This window comes from Streptomyces sporangiiformans (assembly GCF_005768555.2).
GTDB lineage: Bacteria > Actinomycetota > Actinomycetes > Streptomycetales > Streptomycetaceae > Streptomyces > Streptomyces sporangiiformans.
The window spans coordinates 1-20,386 of record NZ_VCHX02000071.1 but is presented as its reverse complement, the minus strand read 5'-3'; the positions used below and the strand labels follow the sequence as shown (position 1 = coordinate 20,386).

Genomic DNA, 20,386 nt, shown 5'->3' with positions numbered 1-20,386 from the left:
GATGCACATCCTCATCCATTGCCGGGTGTTGGAGCCACGTCTGTACTGCTGTGGTCGACACGCCCGAGATGAGTTGCCGCATGAGGGCCCTTTACAGGTCCAGTCCCATCTTGTCGGCCAGGCCGGTGGCGAGTGCCGCGATGGTGGGGTGCTGCCAGACGAAGTTGTTCGCGAGTTTGATGCCGAGCGCCGCCTGCAGCCGGGTGCGCAGTTCCATGGACAGCAGTGAGTCGAACCCGAGGCTGCGGAGCGGTGTCTGCGGGTCCAGTCGTGCGCTGCCGGACTGGAGGACAGTGGCCATCTGTTCGGCGAGATAGGCCTCCAGGGCCGTACGGCGGGCGAGAGGGGAGTCAAGCCTTGCCAGGCCGGCTCGGACGTCGGCTCCTGTGGCGGGCTCGCCGCTTGACGACGCGTTGCCCGGCGGTGCGCTGCTCTGAGACTCGTGGCCGTCCACGAGGCGCGCGAAGAAGGGGGAGCTGCGGACGTTGGGCAGGATCCATGTTTCCGGTGGGCCGGGCAGGACACCGGTCGTCACCCGCCGGTGGGTGAGCAGTGCGTCGAGGGCGCGCAGGCCGTCCTCGGTGGGAATGGTTTCGTAACCGCGCCCCCCGAAGCCCGTTGCGGCGCCGGTCTGTCCCCATGGCCCCCAGTTGACGGCCGAGGTGGGCAGCCCCTGGTCGGTCCGCCACGCGGCGAAGGCATCCAGCCAGGCGTTGGCGGCGGCGTATGCGCCCTGGCCCGGGTTGCCCAGCAGCGAAGCCATGGAGGAGTAGAGCACGAACCAGCCGGCCGGGTGTTCGGTCAGGGCCTCGTGGAGCAGCCATGCGGCCGTGACTTTGGGCCGCCAGACGCGTTCAAGCTGTTCGTCGGTGATGTTGGTGAGGACAGCGTCGTCCAGGACCATGGCCGAGTGCACCACTCCCCGCAGCGGCAGCCCGCCCGCCGTGGCGGCGGACACGAGCCGTTCGGCCGTCCCGGGCCGGGAGACGTCGCCCAGTTCGACGGTGATGCGGGAACCTGCGGCGCGTAGCCGGGTCAGATGGGCTTCGGTGGCCTCGCTGGGCGGCGTACGTCCGTTGAGGACGATGTGCCCGGCGCCCAGTTCGGCCAGGCGGGCCGCCGTGGCCAGCCCCACGCCGCGCAGCCCGCCGGTGATGATGTAGGCGCCGTCGGAGCGGACCGGCGAGGGCGGCTCGGCGCGCACGGCGGTCGTCTCACCGTGTTCGGGCACGGTCAGGACGAGCTTGCCGATGTGGCCGGCGCCCGCCATGAGACGGAACGCCTCCGTAGCCTGGGCCAGAGGGAACTCCTGGTACGGCAGCGGCTTCAGCCGACCCGCGGCGAACAGGTCCATGACCTCGCCCAAGAGGTCCTGGAACACCTTCGGGCGGCTCTGCTGGAGTTCGATGAGGTCGACCGTGCTGAAGGTGACATTGTGCCGGAACGGCGCCAGCCCCAGGGAGGTGTCGGCGAGGATGTCACGGACACCCAGCTCGACGAACCGGCCGAAGGGGCGCAGTGCCTCCAGACCGGCGCGGATCGCCGGCCCCGAGAGCGAGTTGAGCACCACGTCGACGCCCTCGCCTCCGGTCGCCTCCCGGGCCTGTTCGGTGAAGTCCAGTGAGCGGGAGTCCATGACGTGCCGGACGCCCATACCGCGCAGGTACCCGCGTTTCTCGTCGTTCCCGGCTGTGGCCAGTACCTCGGCCCCCAGATGCCGGGCAACGGCGATGGCGGCCAGGCCCGTACCTCCGGTGGCGGAGTGGATCAGTACGCGTTCGCCTGCGGAGAGGCGCGCCATGTGGCGCAGGGAGTACCAGGCGGTGAGATACGCCGTCGGGATGCCGGCCATGGCGACGGCGTCGACGCCGGGTGGCAGGGGGACCACGGCGTCGGCGCGGACGGTCGCGAACGAGCCGAAGGCGCCGCCGGCGAGATCCACGGCCAGGACGGTGTCCCCGGCGCGGACATGCTCGACGCCCGGCCCGACAGCGGTCACCGTCCCCGCGCACTCGAAACCGATACGGTCACCGCTGTCCGTACCTCGGTTCGCAGGCCGGTCCGTGCCCCGGTCCGTAGGCTGATCCGGGGCCGGGAGGAGCCCCATGACGGTCAGGACGTCACGGAAGTTCACCCCCGCCGCGCGTACCCGCAACTCCACCTCTCCCCGTCCAGGTGGGCGCTCTTCGCCCACCACAAGACCCAGGGAGCCGAGGTCTCCGGTCCGGCACGCGCGGAGCCGGAAACGGTCCGTTCCGTAGCGCACTGTGCGGGCGGTCGCCGTCAGGCGTTCGGCGTCTGTCAGTGGGGCGGGGATTAGTTGGGCCACGCGGTGGTCCGCACCCCGCACCGCCATCTCGTCTCCGGGCACCCCGGCCAGCAGGAGGGCGGCCGTCCGCCGCAGGTCGTCGTCGGAGCGTCCCAGGTCGATGAGCGTGGGGCGCAGCTCCGGGTGCTCGTGGGCCATGACGCGGGCCAGGCCGCGGACCGGACTCTGAGCGGGGTCGTCCGTCTCGCCCGGCCGTACGGCGCGGGCTTGCTGGGTGAGGACGTAGAGCCTCGGAGGGCGCTCGCAGTCCGCGACGGCCTGGGCGACGCCAAGGAGCCGTCGGGTGCGCTCCAGGGCGTCCACCGCGGGATCGGCAGCGGGCGTCTCGGCGCCGGCCACCTCCGGCACGCCGGCCGGCGAGCACAGGAACACCACGGCGCCCGGCGGATCGGCCGGCACCCGCTCGGCAACGTGGGCCCGGAAGGCGGGGACGCGGTCTTCGCCCTCCGGGAGAGCGAGGACCTGGGCGCCGGCCCCTGACGCGCGGAGCGCCTCCGCAAGTACCTCGGCTCGGGCGCCGTGTTCGCCGACCACCAGCCAGGTACCGGTCGGCGCGGGGTCCGACGGCCGTGCGGGCGATGCTTCGCCGGTGGGCGCGCTCTGCCAGTCGATGGCGTAGAACCACCGGTCGACGGCGGCGTCCTCATGCACTTCGCGGTGCAGCAGGCGCAGGCCGTTCAGGGCGATCACGGTGTGTCCGTCACCGGTCAGGAGCCGGATGTCGGCGGTGACGCCATTGGGATGCTGCTGTGTGATCTCCGCGTGGCCGTGGACGACTTCAGCGGGATCACCGTGGATCCTCAAAGACCGCGCTCGGACGGGGAGGACCAGGCCGCTCGCCGCGTCGTCGCAGGTCGGCAGGGCCACCGCCAACTGGGCGCAGAGGTCCAGCAGTACCGGATGGACGCTCAGGGAGTCCGGCGTGGGACCGGCCGCGGCCGGGAGACCGACCCGCGCCCAGACACTGTCGCCGGTGGGCGACAGGCGTACTTCGCTGAGTCCCGTGAACGCGTCGCCGTGGTAGAGGCCGCGTGAGCGCAGGCGCTGGTACAGGGTGGCGGCGGGCAGTGCGAGGGGATGTTCCGCGTCCAGGGCGTGCAGGGAGACGGGGGCGGGCTTTTTCCTCGGTGGTCCGCCCGAACTCAGGGTGGCACTGGCATGCAGCACCCACTGGCCCTCACCGTCCTCGTCCTCCCCTTCCTCACCGTCCTCACCGCCCTCATCGCTGTCAGCGCGAGCGAAGACCTGGCAGGTGGCGCGGGCCTGGGCGCTCAGGTCCGCCGTCATGGTGATCTCGGACCGGTCGGCGAGGGCAAGCAGTTCATGGAAGGTGATGTCACTGACCTCGACATCGCGCGGTGGCGCGTGGAAGGTCTGGCAGGCGGCGCTCAGGGCGAGGGCGCAGTAGGCGGCTCCGGGAAGAACCACCGCGTTGTTCACCTGGTGGTCGGCCAGCCATGGGTGGGCGCGCGTTCCGGCTTCTCCTCGCCAGGTGTGCCGGACGGGACGGCCCGGTACCTTCGTGTGGGCTCCGGGCAGTCCGGGCACGGAACTCCTCACGCCGTCCGTTCCGGCGTCCACCGACAGGCCGGGAGCCGCCGATGGCCTGCCGCCGTCGGGCCGGTCGCTCGGTTCCACCCAGTGCTGTTTGCGGTCGAAGGTGATGGTGGGCACCTCCGCGAGGGTGCCTCCGTCATACAGGGCGGCCCAGTTGACGGGTACGCCGGCACAGTGCAGGGCGGCGAGGTGGGTGCGGAAGGCTGCCTGTTCGTTTTCTTCACGCCGCAGTGTGGGCAGGACGACGGGAACGTCGACCACGTCCCTCAGACTGCCGGTGAGGGCCTGGGTGACGACCGGGTGGGGGGACACCTCCACGTACACCGTGTGCCGGTCGGCGGCGGCCGCGCGGACGGCTTCCGTGAACCGCACGGGGCGGCGCAGGTTGTGGCACCAGTACTCGGCGTCGAAGTCCGGGACCGTGCGCGGGTCGTCCAGCACAGTGGAGTAGAACGGTACGACGGGCGGGCCGGGCGTGAGGTCGGCAAGACCGGACGCCAGTTCGTCCAGCAGTGGCTCCACCTGCGGGGAGTGCGACGCGACATCCACCGCGATCAGTCGGGCGGGGATGTCCCGGGCGTCCCAGCGTTCGACCAGGTGCTCGATGGTTGCCGTGTCGCCGGCGACGACGGTGGAACCGGGCGCGGCCAGGACCGCGACGGAGACCGATGCCGAGGCGCCGGCGGAGGCCAGCTCCGCCTCGACCTCGGCACGGCCCAGGGCGACGGTCGCCATGGCACCGGTGCCCGAGATGCGGGTCAGCAGGGCGGAGCGCCGGCAGATCACCCGTACGCCGTCCTGCAAGGACAGGGCCCCCGCGACGACCGCGGCGGCGACCTCGCCCATCGAGTGGCCCACGACCCCGGCGGGCTCCACCCCGTAGGCCCGCCATGTCGCGGCCAAGGCGGTCTGTATGGCGAACAGCACCGGCTGCACCCGTCCGCACCCGGTCACCTCCGCGCCCTCCCGCACGATGTCCCGTACGGAGAAGCCGGCCTCGGCGGCGATCAGCGGCTCGACCTCGGACAGGGCGGCAGCGAAGGCCGGTTCGTGCGCGAGGAAGCTGCGGGCCATACCCGGCCACTGGGAGCCCTGTCCGGAGAACACCCACACCGGCCGCCTGCACACACCGGCCGCCACAGCCCCCGACACCACATTCGGGACGGCCTCCCCGGCAGCGAACGACCGCAGGGCGCGGACGAGCGACGGGCGCGAGGACGCCACCACACCGAGACGCCCGCATCCCGCCGGGCGGCGCAGCGCGAGAGTATGGGCGACGTCGCCGAGCGGCACGCCCGCACCCTCGCCCTCCAGCCAGTCGGCCAGCCGTCGCGCAGCCGTGGGCAACGCATCGGCCGAGCCCGCCGGCACCAACAGGGCATGTGCTTCCGCGCCCCCTGCCCCTGCCCCTGACCCCGCCCCCGCCCGGCCCGAGCGCCGGCTGGGCAGAGGGCGCACGGCGGCCGCAGGCGCCTGCTCCAGCACCACATGAGCGTTCGTGCCGGAGAACCCGAACGAGGAGACGGTGGCCAGCCGGGCCGTCATCCGCGTGGGCCAGTCCGCCGGCCGGTCGGGCACGAAGAAGCGTGTGCCTTCAGCTGCGATGGCCGGGTTCCAACGGGTGAAGTGCAGGCTCGGCGGGACGACGCCTTGCTGGACGGACATGACCGCCTTCAGCAGAGCGGTGACTCCCGCGGCAGGTTCCAGGTGCCCCAGGTTGGTCTTCACCGACCCAAGCGCACAGCGGCCCGGGCCCTTCCCGTAGACGCGGGCCAAACTCGTGAACTCCACCGGGTCGCCGACCGGCGTGCCCGTGCCGTGTGCCTCGATCATGCCCACATCGCCCGGTTCCACCCCGGCACGGGCAAGGGCCTGACGGAACAGCGCCTCCTGGGCCGCCGCCGATGGCGCGGCCAGGCCGTCCGACCGGCCGTCCTGGTTCACGGCCGAGCCCCGGAGTACGGCCAGCACCCGGTCACCGTCCCGTAGGGCGTCGCGCAGACGCTTCAGGACGACGACCGCGCAGCCCTCGCTTCGGACGAATCCGTCGGCCGCCGCATCGAATGCACGGCAGCGCCCCGTGGGTGAGAGCATGCCCATCCGGACGAACGACCGTGTAGTTCTGGAGGCGAGCATCAACGTGACGCCCCCGGCGAGCGCGACATCGCACTCGCCGTTCCGCAGGGCCTGGCCCGCCAGGTGCACGGCGACGAGCGAGGACGAGCACGCGGTGTCCAGGGCGACCGACGGGCCCTGCAGCCCCAGCAGATAGGAGATGCGTCCTGGCGCGACGCAGTGACCGTTCGTCAGGACCGCCCCCTCCAGCTCCTTGGGATGCCCCGCCAGGCGGTCCATGTAGTCGGTGTAGCTCAGCCCGGTGAACACCGCGGTCGGCGTTCCCGCGAGGCGGTCCGGTGGCAACCCCGCGTGCTCCAGGGCCTCCCAGGACACCTCCAGCAAGAGCCGGTGCTGGGGGTCGAGCAGGCCCGCCTCCCGTCCGGAGACACCGAAGAACGCCGCATCGAAGCCGCAGACGTCCCTCAGCCAGCCGCCCTGCCGGGGCGGCGCGGCATCCCGCGTCCGCCCGATGTCCGTACGAGTGGGCGGCGGATCGCCGACCGCGTCGCGGCCGGCGGCCAGCAGCCGCCACAGGTCTGATGGGGAGTCGACGTCCCCGGGCAGGCGGCAACCCATACCGATGACGGCGATGCGTCCCTCACCATCGGCTGCTGAATCGTGCTCGTTCTGTGCCACGGGCTTCTCCCTCTCCTGCCGTCAGACGGCGTCCGGGCCGCCGACGAGAATCACGTTCTTCACCCCGCCGATCTGGTAGTTGCAGGTCAGCGCGTAGTCGAAGTCGAGGGGCCTGGTGCTCGTGCCGGGAACGGGATCGAACGGCAGCCCGTCGGCGGGCTCTTCGCAGTTCGCCGTGGGACACACCTGACCGCGCTCCATCATCAGCAGGCTCAACGCCACTCCGACGCAGCCGGCCGGCGCGCCGTTGTGACCGAAGCAGGCCTCCTGCGAGGTCATCACCAGGTCGCTGTCGGGGCCGTAGAGCTGCTTGGCCGCGTTCGCCTCGAAAGCGGTGACCACCACGTCACCGTCGCTGCCGCCATGGATGTAGGGCACCTGCGACAGGTCCCACCGGTCTCCCAGACACTGGCGGACGGCGTCCACCAAGGCGGTTCCGCTGTCGTCACTGGCCAACGGATTCACCAGGCCGTCGCGGGTCATGGCGTGCGCGAGCACCTGACCGTAGGCGCGTGCGCCTCGCCGGTCGGCGTGCTCGCGGGACTCCAGGATGAGGGTCGCCGCGCCTTCGCCGTGGTTCACACAGTCCGCCCGGCGGTCGTACGGGCGCATCAGCCGATCGAAGGAGGGCAGGAGCTCCGGCATGCCCTCCACCCGGACCGCCTCGTACGCGCCCTGGGCGGAGCGCAGCAGCCGCTGGACGTTCAAGATGACGTCCACCCCGAAGAGATCCACGCCCGACACGACGGCCAGGTCGGCCACACCCCCGGCGATCATCTGCCGAGCGGTGCCGACCTGCACCGCGGACGAGGCACATCCGCAGGACACGGTGAAGCACGGGCCGGTCGACCGTAAGACAGCCGATTGCACCAGGGAGACATCGGACGGTGTGAGTCCCTGCTGGCCCCGGACGAACAACTCCATCGCTTCCTGCGAGCTGGTCGTCAGCGGATCGGCCTCGAGCACCGCCAGGTAGGGCCCCACATTGGTGTCCACGCCGCCGCGCCCGGCCAGCACGGCTGCCCCGGTCAGGTCACCTGCCCGGAAGTCCAGCCCGGCGTCCGAGCAGGCCTCCACCAGCGAGACCAGCCCGTACCTGTGGGCGTTGGTGTAGTGCCGGGAGAACGCCGGCGGGATGTCCGGCAGTCGTGCGTCGAACATGGCCGGTGACAGGTCTACCGCACCGTAGTAGACGTCCCCATGGACGAGGCACGACGCTCCACGCGATGCGACGTCCCAGACGTCGTCCGCGGAGAACACCGGTCGGCTGGTCCCTGGCAGACAGAACCCCATGCCGGTGACCATGACGTCCCGCGCGCTCACGGCATTGCTCATCCTGACCTCCAAAGGCGTGTGGTGGTGCGCTCGTGGCGCAACGCACGGGAAAGCGGGGTGGTGTCATCGGTTCCTGTGCAGTCCGCTCGTCTCCGTCGGCGGCGACGCCGCCCTCCCCGTCGGCTATTCCGCTCCAGGCTGATGGCGCGTCCAGCGGTACACCGGCATCGGGCCCTCACCGATGTCGGCGAACTCGCCGGTGAATTCGTAATGCTCGTAGCCGCCGTAGTACGCGATCTTCACCGGAGCACCCGTTTCACCGGACGGCGCCTGAACTACCTGTGGAGCAACGCTCGGACCATCTTTGAGCAACACGAGACGGGAAGGCATGGGAGAACCGATCCTGACGTGAAAGGTCGGGGAACTACGGCCGGATGATGCCGCCAAGAGCACTACCAGCAGTCTTTCCGACCTGGGTCCCGCGAAGCGCCGGCAGGAGCGGGGCATGGAAGCACGAGAAGAGCGTGTGATCGCATGTCGTTTCGATGTGTTAATCGGTATGCAAATGCGCTACCCGCAGGTCAGGGGGCACTCCGGCGTACACCAATGAGTAGTGGACTTGGTCAGATGCAGTTGCCGGCGTGTCCGGTTGAAAGGCCGGGTCGTTGACCGGGGGTGACACCTGGGGAATTAGATGAGGTCCGGTGCCGACTGGACAGCTTTGCCGCGGATGTGCTGGAGCCGTTCCCGCGGGCGGATCAGCGCCATTGGGGCGGGGTATATCTGCGCGGATTGCTGCTGGAGGGGAAACGGAAATCGGTGGAGCCGATGGCGGCCCGGCTCGGTGGGGACGGCAACCGCCAGGCCCTGGCTCACTTCATCACTTCCAGCCCCTGGGATTCTGCCCATGTCCGGGCCCGGTTGGCCCGGAAGATGCAGCCGGTCGTCGAGCCGACCGCCGTGATCGTCGGTGACATGGGGTTCCTCAAGTACGGCGATGCGTCGGCATGCGTGTCCCGGCAGTACACCGGCACCACGGGCAAGGTCACCAACTGCCAGGTGGGCGTCTCGCTCCACCTGGCCTCCGTCCGCTCGTCGGCGGTGGTCAACTGGCGGCTGTTCCTGCCCAGATCCTGGGATCCCGCATCGCCCCAGGCCGATCCCGCCAAGGTCGCCCGCCGTGCACGGTGCGGCATCCCCGCCGACGTCGGCCATGTGGAGAAATGGCAGCTGGCCCTCGACATGGTGGACGAGATCCGTTCCTGGGGTATCGACGTTCCCGTGGTCGTCGCGGACGCCGGATACGGGCACGCCGCTGCGTTCCGGTTCGGCCTGGAAGAACGCGGGCTGTCCTACCTGGTGGGTCTGCCCAAGACGGCCACGGCGCACCCGGCCGCTGCGCGACCGCAGACGCCCATGTGCGGTGGCTGCGGCCGCAATCCCGTGGCGGCCTGTTCCGACCGGCCGCAGACAGTGCAACGGCTGGTCATCGACTCGGGCCGGAAGACAGCCCGCCCGGTGCAGTGGCGCGAGGGATTCCGTCTCGGAACCGGCCGCATCGGGTTCAAGCACATGTACTCGCGCTTCGTCCCCCTGCGGATCCGTCCCGCCGGACCCGAGATCGGCGAAGCCGTGGAGATGCCCGCACACTGGCTGCTGGCCGAATGGCCCTCCGACGAACCCGCACCGTTCCAGTTCTGGCTCTCCAACCTTCCCGAGAGCACACCACTGACCACGCTCGTGCGCCTCGCGAAGCTCCACCGGCGCATCGAACACGACTACCGCGAGATGAAACAGGCCTTGGGCCTGACCGACTTCGAGGGCCGCACGTGGAACGGCTGGCACCACCATGTCACGCTCGTCGCCGCCGCCCACGCCTTCCGCACCCTCCAGCACATCAGCTGCTGCCCAGAAGAAAAAACGCCGGCCTGACCCTTTGGGCTTTGGTCCCAGTACCACAGCCGTAGATCGCGTCGGTGACCGTCGATGACGCTGGACGCAGGCCAGCCACCCAGTTTGGACGCGGCCTGTGATCTATCGTGAGCGCGAGTGCCGGTGCGACGTCCCGGCCTGGATCAAGGAGCTCGGTGCCCGTCTCGTCGACCACGAGCACCGCGCCCGGGTCCGCCAGTGGCCGAGCACGTAGGAGCGCACGTCGTCCCGCGCGCCGTCCGCGTCCCACATCGCCCGACCAAGCAGGTACTGCGACCGGTGCGGGGAGTCGTGCCCGGCATGCTCGGCGACCGTCCAGCAGTTCTTCCGGCAGGCATCCGGGCGGCGGCCGCCCCACGTCCAGCGTCACCTCAGGCCACAGCCCCGATCTACGGCTGTCGTACTGGCCCGCCGGGAACTCCTCGCCCTCCACCTGGCCACGCCGGCCTGAGGTCTGGAGTGCGAGCTCCGCATCAGCAGTGAATCGAGCCGTCCGTCAGTTCACGGGGCGGTGCGGATGGCGGCGATGTCGAATTGGAGGCGCACTTTGTCACTCACCATGGCACCGCCCTCGGCCAGCCTGGCGTTGTACGTCAGGCCCCATTCGGAACGATTGATGGTGGTGGTGCCGTCGAATCCGACCCGCTCATCGCCGAATGGGTCGGTGACGTGTCCTATGTAGGTGAGTTCCAGGGCTACGGGACGGGTGGCGTCTTTGATGGTGAGGTCGCCGGTCATACGGTAAACGTCGGGCCCCGCGAGTTGCACGGCGGTGCTGGTGAAACGCATACGGGGGTAGGTTGCGGCGTCCAGGAAGTCACGGCCGACCAGGTGGGCGTCGCGTTGTTCCACACCGGTGTCGACGCTGGCCGTGGACAGCACGATCTCGGCCTGCGAGCGAACGGGGTTGCGGCCGTCGAAGTAGAGCCGACTTTGGTACTCCGCGAAAGCCCCGCGCACTGTTGTCACCATGGCATGCCGGACGGAGAAGCCAATCCGGCTGTGCGCCGGGTCGATCGCCCACTCTCCGGTCAGCGCCGCCAGGGCGGGATCCGGCAAGCCGGCAGCAGGACCAGCCGGCGGGTCGACGGGGAGCGGTGGAGCAGCGGGGGGTGCCGAGCGGCGGAAGGACGTGCCGCGGTTGAACAAGTTCATGTTTCACGTAGTTACTGCAAGACAGTTATTGCCGCAAGCCTCCTTCAAGACCCTCAGCGGACAGAATCGGCGCCTTCGGGCTTATACGTCGCCATCGCAGGACTGACGACTACAGGACCCACACATGCTCGTCACGCAATCGTCAGTGGGAGTCAATCAGTTCGGGCGGGATGCCTCCTGGATCGGAGGTTTGAATACCCCGCATTTCATGTCGGACATGTCCGTAGCAGTAACAGCAGTCACGATTTCTGTAGCCGGACTGCCGATGGCGAGTGGGAAGACTCCTTTCCTCGCCGATGTTTTGTCGTACCACTCTGGCGCGAGCTTACGGCTGCTCGAACAGGTGTGGTCGACGGGCGTGTGTCCGCGGCCGGTGTCACGCTGAGGACACACGATCCGTGAAGGGAATTGCCATGATCACCAGTGACTTCGCACCAGGGTCTCCCTGCTGGCTCGACCTCGGCGCTCCCGATGTCCGGGCCGCCGCTTCCTTCTACGGCGCCGTACTGGGTTGGGAGTACGAGTCCATGGGCGAGGGCGAGGAGATGGAAGGGGGCATGTTCCGGAAGGACGGCAAGATCGTCGCCGGGCTGGGCAAGCTCACCGAGAAGGGTGCGCGCTCGGCCTGGATGATCTACTACGGCGTCACGGACGCGGACGCCACGACCCGCACCGTCGAGCGATTGGGCGGCACGGTGCGGGTGGCGCCCATGGATCTCGACGAGTGGGGCCGGATGGCGCAGTACAGCGATCCGTTGGGGGGTCAGTTCGCTGTCTGGCAGCCGGGCACGAACAAGGGCGCGGAGCTGGTGGACGAGCCTGGCTCGCTGTCCTGGACCGAGCTGTTCACGAGCGACGCCGCGGCCGCGAAGGAGTTCTACGGCGGTGTCTTCGGCTGGCGGTTCAGCGACATGGAACTGCCGGGCGGCGGGGGTACGTACCACCTCATCACCCCTGCCGACCTTCCCGAGGAGCGTATGCAAGGTGGCGTCATGGAGCTCCGCAAGGAGGACCTCGCTCTGACGAGTGGACGGCCTTACTGGCATCCGGTCTTCGCCGTGACCGACTGCGACGCCGCGGTCGCCAAGGTCACCGAGAACGGTGGCAGTGTGCAGATGGGGCCGGAGGATGCCGAGGGTGTCGGTCGGCTGGCCGTCTGCCTCGACCCGTCGAACGCGGACTTCGTGGTGCTGACCCCGTCCCGGAGCTGAGTTCCGGCAGGCCGGGCAGGGCGGCGGACCGCTGCGAGGCCGGGCCTGCCTGTGGTGTCGGGCAGGTCCGGCCTCGCCATTGTTGTGAACGGTCCTGTCGGGCACGGCCGTTGCTCAGGCGAGGGGCTTGCCCTCGCGGTGGCGGCGCAGGCCCTCGGGCCCTTCCACGACGGCGGCGGTGAGTTCCTCTACGCTGGTGTCCTCACGGCGTACGTCGAGGATCTTGCGCCCGTGGTTCATCACGATGTGCCGGTCGCAGATCTGGTAGGCGTGGTGCAGGTTGTGCGTGACCAGCACCGAGCTGACGCCCTCCTGCTTCAACTGCAGCAGGTAGTTGAGCAGGGCCTCGGTCGCGCGGACGGCCAGCGCGCTGGTCGGCTCGTCCAGGATCAGCAGACTGCGCTTGAAGTGCACCGCGCGGGCGATCGCCACGGCCTGCTGCTGGCCGCCGGAGAGCGAACCCACCAGCTGGCGCGGGCTCTTGATGCCCTCGATGGTGACCACGCTGTCGAGGATCTGCGCGGCGATCTCGTCCATCTTCCTCAGCTTCAGCAACCCGAGGGGATTGGTGAGTTCACGGCCCATGAAGATGTTGCGGGTGATGGTCATGGACGGCACCAGGGCGGAGTCCTGGAAGATCGTCTCCACGCCGCGCCTCTCGGTCTCCTGGCGGTTGGGCGTGTTCAGCTTCTCGCCGCGCCACAGGTAGTCGCCCTCCTCGGCGGTGACGACTCCGGACATCGTCTTGACCAGAGTCGACTTGCCGGCGCCGTTGTCGCCGAGCAGGCCGACGACCTCGCCCTGGTGGATGGTGAAACTGACGTCGTCGAGGACGGTGTTGGCTCCGTACCGCTTGGTGATGCCGGACAGTTCCAGCAGCACCTCGCCGGTGCGCTCCGCGGTGGCGGTGGGGGACATGGTTGCTCCGTTTCCGGCGGTGGGCTTGGCGGCGCTCACTTCGCCTTCCCCTCGATCATGCGGTTGAAGAAGGCCGCGGCGACGATGATCAGACCCACGAAGAGGTCCAGGTAGAAGCCGGGCGCACCACCGAGAAGCAGGATGTCCTGCACGGTGAGGATGAGGGCCGCGCCGAGGACCATGCCGAGGACGCTGCCGCGGCCGCCCGACAGCGCGACCCCGCCGACGACGGCGGCCGCGATCGCCTTCAGCTCCATACCGCGGCCGGTGCCGGGCTGGACCGAACCGGTGCGGACAGCGGTCAGGACCGCGGCGAGCGCCACGCACAGACCGAGGATGCCGAACGCGATGATCTTGACCCGGTCGGGGTTGATGGAGATCGCGCGCGCGGCCGCGGGGTTGCCGCCGACCGAGAAGATGTGGTTGCCGAGCCGGTGCCGGTGCACAAGCAGCCAGAACAGCGCACCAAGGCCGAGCAGCCACAGCACCTGACCGCGGAAGAAGCCGAGGTCGGCGGTGAAGATCTGCTTCAGGGTCTCGCTGGGGACCATCAGGGCGGCCGTGGTCCCGTTGTAGAAGAGAGCCGCTCCCTCCCAGAAGAGCATCATGCCGAGCGTCACGATGAAGGAGGGGATCTTGGCCTTGGTGACGAGGATGCCGTTCAGCAGGGCGATCGCGACGCCGGTGACCAGGGCCATGCCGGTGGCGGTCCAGGCGCTCGCCCCGTCGGCGTACCACCTCGTGAACACCAGTGCGCAGAAGGTGAAGTTGGCGCCGAGCGACAGGTCGAACTCGCCCGCGATGATCAGGACGCCGGCGCCGATGGCGAGGATCGCCAGCACGGGGATGCTCTGACTGAGGACGTTGAAGTTCGACGTCTCCAGGTAGGGGAAGCCCACGGGGTCGACGAGGTAGTAGATGATGCAGCCGAGCTGCACCAGGACGAAGACCAGGCCGATCTCCAGTGCGCCGCGTCCACGGATCTGGCGCAGGCGCTCGGTCAGCCGGTCGGCGGTGGTGGTGGGGGCGGAGTCCGCGAGAGTCCGCTTCCGGGCGGGCGCGCCCCCTGTTGTGGCGTTGTCCTCCACGGCGGCGCCCCCTGCCGCCGGGATGCTCCCCGCGGTCGCCTGACCGCTCCGCTCGCTCATGGTCGTACTGCCTTCCTGGTTGAGATGGCGGGGCGGCCGGCCGAAATGCCTGGCCGCCCCGAGCCGAATCGTCGGCGGATGAGGTGTTGCCGGAGGTGCGGACGGCGTGCGTCAGCGGACCTTGCCGGCGAGCTCCTTGGCGATGCCGACGTTGGACTTGTCAACCAGGCCGCTGCCACCGGAGTTGATGCTGGCCGGGCTGAGACCGAAGTCGAGCTTCAGACCGAGTTCCATGACCGTCTGGAAGCCCTGGACGTAGCCCTGCTGGTCGGCCGCCGCGTCGATGGCGCCGGACTCGATGCCGGTGACGATCTGCGGCGCCAGGTCGAAGCCGACGACGGGCACCTTCACACCGGAGTCGTCCATGGCCTTGACGACGTTGCGGTGCGGGGTGCCGCCCAGCGGGACGATGGCGGCGGTCTTCTTGTGACCGAGCAGGTACTGCGTGATCTTGTCCAGGGCGGCGGAGTCCTCGATGCCGGTGCCGAGGATGTCCGTCTTGGCGCCCGCCTCGTCGAGTGCGCGCTTGACGCCGGCGTGGCGCTGGACCGCGTAGACCTGGTCGGGGAACTCGACAGGGGTGAGGACGGTGTCACCCTTGCCGATGTCGGGGTGTTCGGCGAGGAGGCGCTTGCCGAGCAGGTAGCCGACCTCTTCGAAGTCCTGTCCGACGAAGCCGAGCGTGCAGGCGCCGACCTTGCCCTCCTGGGTGATGTTGTAGCTCATCACGGGGATGCCGGCCTTCTGGGCCGCACACACGTTCTCGGTGTACTTGTTGGGGTCGTCGAGCACCACGGCCAGTGCCGCGGGCTTGTCGGCGACCGCGCTGCCGATCAGGTCGTTGTACTTGGACTGGTCGCCCGAGCTGGTCTGCATGTTGAGCTTGAGGTTGAGCAACTGCGCGGCGTCCTTGGCGCCTTGCGCGATGGTGGTCCAGAACGGGTCTCCGGGGTCCTGGGGGAGCAGGAAGGTGACCTTGCGGTCCTTGGCCGTGCTGCCGAGGCCCGACTTCAGCGACGTTCCCTTGCCCGAAGCCGATGCGGTGTCGTCCGAGCCCTGGGAGCAGCCCACCGCGAGCAGAGCCAGTGCGGGGACGACGGCGAGCGCGCGCCAACCGGAGACCCGGCGGGCTCTTCGGGGCGAGTGAGCGGAGTGCGGCATGTTGCTACCTCTCCTTTGAGGAATGAGTGAGGGCGCCGCGGGCCCGCAGAGAATGCGGGACTGACTGAGGTGTCTTCGAACGGCGCGGAACGGGATTGAGGTCCTGGTCTCGTCGCAGACCGGTCGGGAACCTCTTTGGCGAAAATTAGCGCCTGTTTGGGAGAAGGTGTCAATACACTTTCGCAAGGCGAATTCCAACGAATAGGTAACGGGGATTTTGATGTTCCGAGGTGGCCTCGCTCGGACATGTCTCAGCGTGGTTTCCATTGGCCTAGTAGGGAGCATTTATGCAGGCCAAAGGGCCCTGCCGGGTGGTGATCGGTACTCGGCAGGGCTTTATTCGCTACAGATAGCGAAGTTTATGGAGCGCTCTAGTGTGATGGCTCAGAACTGGTGGGTCGGAGGTTGAGTGAATTGTTCACGCAGGATCGCTGCGTGCCTCAGGGCGTCTCAGGCGGCGAGTTCCTTGGAGATGCGGTCCAGCATGAATGCGGAGGATTCGCGGGCGCGTTCCTCCCAGGCGAAGACGCACGCGGTGGCGACTCCGTCGAAGCCGATTTCCCGCAGGGTGCCGAAGAAGACGTCCCAGTCGACCTCGCCCTGGCCGATGTCCAGGTGCTGGTGGATGCGGGCGGGGGTGCCGGGCGGGTTGAGGATGTAGCGCAGGCCGGAGGATCCCTTGTGGTTGAAGGAGTCGGCGATGTGCACGTGCTTCAGCTTGTCGCCGGCGTAGCGCATCATCGCCGCGATGTCCGCTCCGACCTCCGAGGCACCCGAGAGGTGGAAGGTGTGCGGGGCGCAGTAGAGGTAGTTGACCCAGGGCTTGTTGATGGAGCGGACGAGGTCGACCGCGGGGGTGTTCTCCTCGCAGAAGTCGTCCGGGTGGGCCTCCAGGTTCAGGGCGATGCCCTCCCGATCGAGGAGGGGAAGCAGCTCTTCCATGGAGCGCCAGAAGGCGGCCTCGCTCTCCGCGGCGCGTTCGGGGCGGCCGTTGAACTCCGAGTTCATCAGGGGACATTCGAGGTCCGCGGTGATCTCGATCATCCGCTTCCAGTAGCGGACGGCGGCCTGCCGCTCCGTCTCGTCGGGTGAGGACCACTTGTACAGCGGCAGCACCGAGGACAGCTGCACACCGTGCGTGCGCAGGGAGTTCTTGAGCTGCGCGATGCGCTCGTCGTCCGCCCGCGGGTGCAGGAAGAACGGCATGAAGTCGGCGCGTGGGGACAACTCGATGTGCTCGTAGCCGAGTTCGGCGACCGTGCGCACCATGTCGTCCATGGACAGACCGCGGAACATGTAGGGGTCAAGGGCGATTTTCATGCGGTGCCTCCGTAGAACGTGGGGCGAGGCTTCATGTCGGCGGTGACGACGGTGCCGTCGGACTCCAGGGAGCGGACGGCGGCGTCGCTGATGACGGTGGCGGCGTAGCCGTCCCAGGCGGACGGGCCGGTGGGCTCGGCGCCGGCCGTGACCGAGGCGATCCACTCGCGGAACTCGGTGTCGAAGGCGTCCGCGAACCGGGCCTTCCAGTCCTGGAGGACGGCCGAGCTGTGCTGCCCGGCGGTGCGGACGTGCGCGGCCGCCGGGTCGGGCAGCCGGACCAGGCCGTCCTCGCCGACCGTCTCGCACTGGATGTCGTATCCGTACTGGCAGTTGACGAAGACCTCCAGATCGATGCGGACCCCGTTCGCGGTCTCGAAGTACATGATCTGCGGGTCCTTCAGGTGCGCGAACCGCTTGCTCGTGGCACGCGGGGTGATCACCTGGGCGGAGACGATCTCGTCGTCGAGGAGCCAGCGCAGTACGTCGATCTCGTGCACGGCGGTGTCCTGGGCGGCCATCGCCGAGTGGTACGTGTCGCCCACGGTGGGGTTGCGGTGGGCGCAGTGCACGATGAGCGGGGTGCCGATGGAGCCGGAGGCGAGGACCTGCTTCATCTGCCGGTAGCCGGCGTCGAAGCGGCGCATGAAGCCGACCTGGACCAGGCGGCGGCCGTAGGCGCGTTCGGCCTCGACGACGCGCAGGCAGTCCTCGGCGGTGGTGGCGAGGGGCTTCTCGCAGAAGACCGGCTTGCCCGCGGCGATGGCGCCGAGGACGTGCTCGGCATGGGTGGGGCCCCAGGAGGTGACGAGGACGGCGTCCACGTCGGGGGAGGCGATCAGGTCGGCGCTCGTGGGGTACGCGGTGGCGCCGACACTGGCGGCTACCTCGGCGGCTCGGGCGGCGTCGAGGTCCGTCACCGCGGTGACCCGCGCTCCCGTGACGACGTCGGTCAGCCGGCGGATGTGGTCCTGGCCGATCATGCCGGCGCCGATGACACCTACACGTACAGTCATGGTCGATTCCTTCAAAGGAGGGGGAGGGCGGGAGTGTTCAGGCTGCTCCCGCCCCTCCGAAGAGGTCAGGAGAGGCGGGCCTTCAGCTCCGCTTCGAGGCTTTCGAGGGTGCGGCCCTTGGTCTCGGGGACGTAGAGCTTGACGAAGGTGAGGGAGAACAGGCCCGCCAGCACGAAGAGGAAGAACGTGTTGGAGATCCCGATCCCGGAGACGAGGGACGGGAAGACGAGCCCGATCACGAAGTTGGTCAGCCACAGCACCACGGCCGCCATCCCCATCCCGAAGCCACGCATCCGCATCGGGAAGATCTCCGACAGCATCAGCCACGTCACGGGCGAGATCGCACCCTGCTGGAAGGCGAGGAACGTGACGGTCATCGCCAGCACGGCGTACGCCCGGCCGTCCCCGGCGGGCAGCACCAGGGAGAAGACGCCAATCAGCAAGAGAGCCGCGGTGGTACCCATCTGACCCGTCATCAGCATCGGGCGACGGGGTACGCGGCCCAGCAGCCAGATACCGACGAAGGTGGCCAGCACCGAGATCACGCCGTTGGCGATGTTCGCCGTGAGCGCGCTGTCGGCGGCGAAGCCGGCGTCGGTGAGGATCTGCGTGCCGTAGTACATGATCGTGTTGACGCCGGTGATCTGCTGCACGATCGCGATGCCGAAGCCGACGAACATCAGCTTGCGCACCCACGGCACGGCCTTGATGTCCTGCCAGCCGCCGAGCTTCTCCTGCTCGTCCTTGACGGCGAGCGCGGTCACCTCGGCGAGTTCGGCCTCGGCCCGCTGCTGGGACCGCACCTGCCTGAGCACGTCGAGAGCCTCGGTGAAGCGGCTCTTGGACGCCAGCCAGCGCGGACTCTCCGGCATGACCAGCATGCCGAACCAGAGCACGACGGCCGGGAGAGTGGCGATCACCAGCATCCAGCGCCAGACCCCGCCGGACTCGCCGCCCACCCGCGCGATGATCGCGTTGGAGGTGAAGGCCAGCAGCTGACCGCTGACGATCATGAGCTCGTTGCGGGTGACCAGCGCGCCACGCCGCTCGGCGGGCGAGACCTCCGCGAGGTACACCGGCACGGTCACCGACGCGCCGCCGACCGCGAGACCGAGCACGAACCGGGCCACGACCATGACCGCGGTGGTCGGGGCGAGGGTACAGCCGAGGGCTCCGATGAAGAACAGCACGGCCAGCGTGAGGATCGTGCGCCGCCGTCCGCGCGCGTCCGACAGCCGGCCGCCGGTGATCGCGCCCAGCGCGGCGCCCAGCAGCAGCGAGCTGGTGACCATGCCCTCGGTGACCGGAGTCAGGCCCAGGTCGTCGGTCATGTAGGGCAGTGCGCCGTTGATGACGCCGGTGTCGTAGCCGAAGAGGAGACCGCCGAAGGTGGCGATGAGGGTGATGACCCGCAGTCGCCGGGAGACCGTGGGCGGGGCGTCGTCCGGGACGGCGGTGGCCGGGGTGGGGGCCTGGGCCGTGTCCTTGTTGACGTCCATGGCCACCTCCTACTTGTAGGCGTTGGGGCGCCGGGTTCCGGTGAGGCCGCAACCGGCCAGGTGTTCACGGGTACTGACCGCGATGGGCAGTGGCACCTCGGGAGCGCAGGGGTACAGGTCCTGCTCGACGATCACGAACAACTCGGCGTCCAGCCCGGCCAGTTCGGTCACCACGTCGGCCGGCTTGGGCACACCCGCCGGAGGCGACACGCACACTCCGCGCTTGACGGCCTCGCCGAAAGAGAGGTCCTCCGCGGCGACCTGGGCGAGGATCTCGGGGTCCATCTGCTTGATGTGGACGTAGCCGACGCGCTCGCCGAAGCGGCGGATCAGGTCGAGGTTGTCGCCGCCGCCGTAGGCCACGTGTCCGGTGTCCAGGCAGAGGTTGGTGTAACGGCTGTCGGACTCGTTCAGCAGCCGCTCGATCTCCGGCTGGGTCTGGATGTGACTGTCGGCGTGCGGGTGGACGACGAGACGTACGTCGTACTCGTCGAGGAGCAGCTTGCCGAGCCGGTCGGCGGCCCGGCCGAAGCCCGCCCACTGCTCCGCGGTCAGCTCGGGCGACTCGGTGAACGCGCCGGTCTTCTCGTCCCGGTACATGGGCGGGATGAAGACCAGGTGGTGGGCGCCCGCGGCGGCGGTCAGCGCGGCCACCTGACGGACGTGGTCGAGCATCTCGTCCCACGCGTCCGGACGGTGCAGCGCACCGAACGCGGTGCCGCCGGAGACCTGGAGCCCACGAGACTCCAGCTCTTCCTTGAGGCGCTGTGGGTCGGTGGGGAGGTAGCCGTACGGGCCGAGTTCGAGCCACTTGTAGCCGGCCGCCGCCAGTTCGTCGAGGAAGCGGGTGTACGGAACCTGGTGCTCGTCCTCGGGGAACCAGACGCCCCACGAGTCGGGGGCGGAGCCCAGGCACAGGTTGCCCACGACGGTGCGGAGGGGGGATGGCGTCGTTGCCATGGTGTACGTCCTTCGAAACGGGAACGGGGAAGAGGCCGCCGGATGAGGGTTCTGCGGCGACGGCCGACGCAACCTCAGCTGGAGGTGGGGAAGTTGAAGCCGGCGTTGACTTGTTGTGTGGGTTGGGGCCAGCGGGTGGTGACGACTTTGG

The 20,386-nt window shown here is 69.1% G+C and carries 13 protein-coding genes and 1 pseudogene; 2 read left to right on the top strand and 12 right to left on the bottom strand.

What is annotated here, in order from left to right:
- Positions 1-91 precede the first annotated feature (91 nt).
- From FGD71_RS06900 to FGD71_RS06890, 3 genes are all read right to left on the bottom strand, one after another.
- Positions 92-6,640 carry a type I polyketide synthase gene (locus FGD71_RS06900; RefSeq protein ID WP_276147120.1) on the bottom strand — a complete coding sequence of 2,183 codons (6,549 nt, stop codon included), beginning with the start codon at positions 6,638-6,640 and terminating at the stop codon, positions 92-94.
- Between the two features lie 21 nt (positions 6,641-6,661).
- Complete coding sequence (locus FGD71_RS06895) at positions 6,662-7,975, bottom strand: beta-ketoacyl synthase N-terminal-like domain-containing protein (RefSeq protein WP_240436431.1); 1,314 nt, start codon at positions 7,973-7,975, stop codon at positions 6,662-6,664.
- Between the two features lie 123 nt (positions 7,976-8,098).
- A complete protein-coding gene (locus tag FGD71_RS06890; RefSeq protein WP_140935839.1) occupies positions 8,099-8,305 on the bottom strand; it encodes a DUF5988 family protein in 207 nt (68 codons plus the stop codon).
- A 285-nt stretch (positions 8,306-8,590) separates the two neighbouring features.
- Here FGD71_RS06890 and FGD71_RS06885 point away from each other — a divergent pair, with 285 nt between their 5' ends.
- Positions 8,591-9,847: an IS701 family transposase gene (locus FGD71_RS06885; RefSeq protein ID WP_119099498.1), complete on the top strand. Its 1,257-nt coding sequence runs from the start codon at positions 8,591-8,593 to the stop codon at positions 9,845-9,847.
- A 157-nt stretch (positions 9,848-10,004) separates the two neighbouring features.
- On the opposite strand, the pseudogene FGD71_RS48495 reads toward FGD71_RS06885, so the two are convergent.
- Positions 10,005-10,186 (bottom strand): annotated as a pseudogene (locus tag FGD71_RS48495) (IS701 family transposase); the annotation flags it as partial.
- 162 nt (positions 10,187-10,348) lie between these two features.
- Entirely contained in the window at positions 10,349-11,002 is a 654-nt protein-coding gene (locus FGD71_RS06880) for a YceI family protein (protein WP_119099497.1), read from the bottom strand.
- Between the two features lie 413 nt (positions 11,003-11,415).
- Between FGD71_RS06880 and FGD71_RS06875 the strand changes: the two genes are divergently transcribed.
- Positions 11,416-12,213: a VOC family protein gene (locus FGD71_RS06875; protein ID WP_119099496.1), complete on the top strand. Its 798-nt coding sequence runs from the start codon at positions 11,416-11,418 to the stop codon at positions 12,211-12,213.
- 114 nt (positions 12,214-12,327) lie between these two features.
- Here FGD71_RS06875 and FGD71_RS06870 read toward each other — a convergent pair whose 3' ends face one another.
- The 7 genes from FGD71_RS06870 to FGD71_RS06840 all read right to left on the bottom strand — a co-directional run bounded on the left by FGD71_RS06870 (position 12,328) and on the right by FGD71_RS06840 (position 20,235).
- Entirely contained in the window at positions 12,328-13,131 is an 804-nt protein-coding gene (locus FGD71_RS06870) for an ATP-binding cassette domain-containing protein (RefSeq protein ID WP_119099548.1), read from the bottom strand.
- A 35-nt stretch (positions 13,132-13,166) separates the two neighbouring features.
- Positions 13,167-14,279, bottom strand: a complete 1,113-nt coding sequence (locus FGD71_RS06865; RefSeq protein ID WP_119099495.1) for an ABC transporter permease — start codon at positions 14,277-14,279, stop codon at positions 13,167-13,169.
- 111 nt (positions 14,280-14,390) lie between these two features.
- Positions 14,391-15,440: a sugar ABC transporter substrate-binding protein gene (locus tag FGD71_RS06860; protein WP_162931050.1), complete on the bottom strand. Its 1,050-nt coding sequence runs from the start codon at positions 15,438-15,440 to the stop codon at positions 14,391-14,393.
- Between the two features lie 450 nt (positions 15,441-15,890).
- The gene (locus FGD71_RS06855; protein ID WP_119099493.1) at positions 15,891-16,760 is read right to left on the bottom strand and encodes a sugar phosphate isomerase/epimerase family protein; all 870 of its coding nucleotides are present in this window, start codon (positions 16,758-16,760) and stop codon (positions 15,891-15,893) included.
- Positions 16,757-17,776, bottom strand: coding sequence for a Gfo/Idh/MocA family oxidoreductase (locus tag FGD71_RS06850; RefSeq protein WP_119099492.1), 1,020 nt, complete (start codon positions 17,774-17,776; stop codon positions 16,757-16,759). The genes FGD71_RS06855 and FGD71_RS06850 overlap by 4 nt, the downstream gene beginning before the upstream one ends.
- A 65-nt stretch (positions 17,777-17,841) precedes the next feature.
- Positions 17,842-19,275, bottom strand: a complete 1,434-nt coding sequence (locus FGD71_RS06845; protein ID WP_119099491.1) for a sugar porter family MFS transporter — start codon at positions 19,273-19,275, stop codon at positions 17,842-17,844.
- A gap of 9 nt (positions 19,276-19,284) precedes the next feature.
- The gene (locus FGD71_RS06840; RefSeq protein WP_119099490.1) at positions 19,285-20,235 is read right to left on the bottom strand and encodes a TIM barrel protein; all 951 of its coding nucleotides are present in this window, start codon (positions 20,233-20,235) and stop codon (positions 19,285-19,287) included.
- Between the last annotated feature and the right edge of the window lie 151 nt (positions 20,236-20,386).

Coding starts and splice junctions, on each gene's coding strand:
- FGD71_RS06895 (WP_240436431.1), bottom strand. CDS start 7,975: ATGAGCAATGCCGTGAGCGCGCGGGACGTCATGGTCACCGGCATGGGG.
- FGD71_RS06890 (WP_140935839.1), bottom strand. CDS start 8,305: ATGCCTTCCCGTCTCGTGTTGCTCAAAGATGGTCCGAGCGTTGCTCCA.
- FGD71_RS06880 (WP_119099497.1), bottom strand. CDS start 11,002: ATGAACTTGTTCAACCGCGGCACGTCCTTCCGCCGCTCGGCACCCCCC.
- FGD71_RS06875 (WP_119099496.1), top strand. CDS start 11,416: ATGATCACCAGTGACTTCGCACCAGGGTCTCCCTGCTGGCTCGACCTC.
- FGD71_RS06870 (WP_119099548.1), bottom strand. CDS start 13,131: ATGTCCCCCACCGCCACCGCGGAGCGCACCGGCGAGGTGCTGCTGGAA.
- FGD71_RS06865 (WP_119099495.1), bottom strand. CDS start 14,279: ATGAGCGAGCGGAGCGGTCAGGCGACCGCGGGGAGCATCCCGGCGGCA.
- FGD71_RS06860 (WP_162931050.1), bottom strand. CDS start 15,440: ATGCCGCACTCCGCTCACTCGCCCCGAAGAGCCCGCCGGGTCTCCGGT.
- FGD71_RS06855 (WP_119099493.1), bottom strand. CDS start 16,760: ATGAAAATCGCCCTTGACCCCTACATGTTCCGCGGTCTGTCCATGGAC.
- FGD71_RS06850 (WP_119099492.1), bottom strand. CDS start 17,776: ATGACTGTACGTGTAGGTGTCATCGGCGCCGGCATGATCGGCCAGGAC.
- FGD71_RS06845 (WP_119099491.1), bottom strand. CDS start 19,275: ATGGACGTCAACAAGGACACGGCCCAGGCCCCCACCCCGGCCACCGCC.
- FGD71_RS06840 (WP_119099490.1), bottom strand. CDS start 20,235: ATGGCAACGACGCCATCCCCCCTCCGCACCGTCGTGGGCAACCTGTGC.